Annotated in this window: 2 pseudogenes; both read right to left on the minus strand. The window is 34.8% G+C overall.

What is annotated here, in order from left to right:
• A pseudogene (locus E0D98_RS23965) lies at window positions 1-428 on the minus strand (leucine-rich repeat domain-containing protein); the annotation flags it as partial.
• Between the two features lie 443 nt (window positions 429-871).
• Window positions 872-1,159, minus strand: a pseudogene (locus tag E0D98_RS28160) (leucine-rich repeat domain-containing protein); the annotation flags it as partial.
• Between the last annotated feature and the right edge of the window lie 501 nt (window positions 1,160-1,660).

The raw sequence follows: 1,660 nt of genomic DNA on the forward strand, positions 1-1,660 counted from the left end.
ATATCAATATTTCTGAGAGCATTATTATTCATAGATATATGTGTAATACTTACATTTCTGCCTTGAGGAAAATTTATTGACTCAAGAGTATTACTATTCAGACTTAGCTTTACGAGTCTATCGTAGTCGGTTGCATCAAAATGTGTGAGTTGGTTATTATCAAGATTGATAGAGGTGAAGTTTTGCAGCCCTGGTGGTTGAGTGGTTAAATTAAGTCCTGATAAATCAATGTCATTCTGTTTCGACAAAAAAGCACAATTTATCCTTTTAGCGGCTTCGTTTCGGCATTCCGGACGATGGATTTCACCTGTAAGTATACGTTCTTCTTTCCATTTATTTAATTCACGCATCCAGTTAAGTTCATTTTTTTCTGGGAGTTGCTGTATGGATTGTGGTTTTATTTTATTAAAGATTGAAGGGAATTTCATAACTGCTCCGTAGTAATACAATGTTTTTCTGATTTATCACCCTTGATAAATCAGGATGTGTTTTATAACTCTGTAGAAAAGGATTGGCTTAACCAATTATTGGCTGTTGGACCATAACCTAAGGAAGGTTTATCCTCATTATGAATATAATAACAGACGGGTGTGCCCGTTGGGTCCTTTAGCCCCGAGTGTGAGGATAGAGAAGAGGAATTTGACTTATAGTCACCAACCCCGTACATGCGACCCATAGGCAGAATAGCTTTTAGTTCTGCGTCAGAAAATATTGTATCTTCTTCTATTAAGGCATAATCTCTGGAATAATATTTTGATCTATAACGAATAGACATTGAGTCATTGTCTTTTATATGATTTCCTTCGGAATTATCGCTTACTTCTACAAGATGTTCATCACTGGTATCGATATTTGTGATTGCCAGATTATAAGATATATCGATGGTTACTTCTTTAGAATCATCAATTATATTCCTTACTGCAGTCCAGTACTGCATTTGGGCAAGTGGATCATTGTTGATGCCGTTAACTAATACATACCAAAGATGTTTTGATGATATTAGTTGATCAATGTCATTGGTTGGCAACAAATTGTTATTGCTTAAGTTTAAATATTCCAGTTTTGTAGTGTTTTTGGCGTTTAAATGTGCAATATGGTTGTCGTTTAAAGTGATTGTTTTCATCCTGGGATGATTGTGTAATATAAGGTCAGTGATCATATTGTGATGGGCACTTAACTCAATCAGAGACTCTTGCCGGGAGACATCCAGCGATGCTAGCTTGTTATAATCAAGATTAAGAAATTTCAGTTTATAACTATCAGAAATATTAATTTTTGTCAGTTTGTTATTTTGCGCTTCCAGATTAACCAATGAATGCTGATTTTTTAAATCTAAACTTTCCAGATTGTTATGATCAATATAAATGTTTTCCAGTTTTGATTCATTTGGAAAGGTTATCGTGTTAATTTTATTAACGCTGAGGTTGATATTAACGAGACTGGCATTGTCAGCTAAGTCAAGACAAGTTAGACAATTGTTTTCCAGATTTAACGTATTAACTGTCGAGGGGATAGGCGGCAATTCACTCAAATCAAGATATGACAAATCAAGAGATGCCATGTTCGAATTGTAAGCTTCTTTAATTCGCTCCACGGCAATTGCTCTTTCTTCACCATTATTAACCGATTTATGACCCCATTATTCTAGTCGTTCACAAAA

The sequence above is a fragment of the Escherichia sp. KCJ4928 genome (assembly GCF_004352695.1).
GTDB lineage: Bacteria > Pseudomonadota > Gammaproteobacteria > Enterobacterales > Enterobacteriaceae > ECMA0423.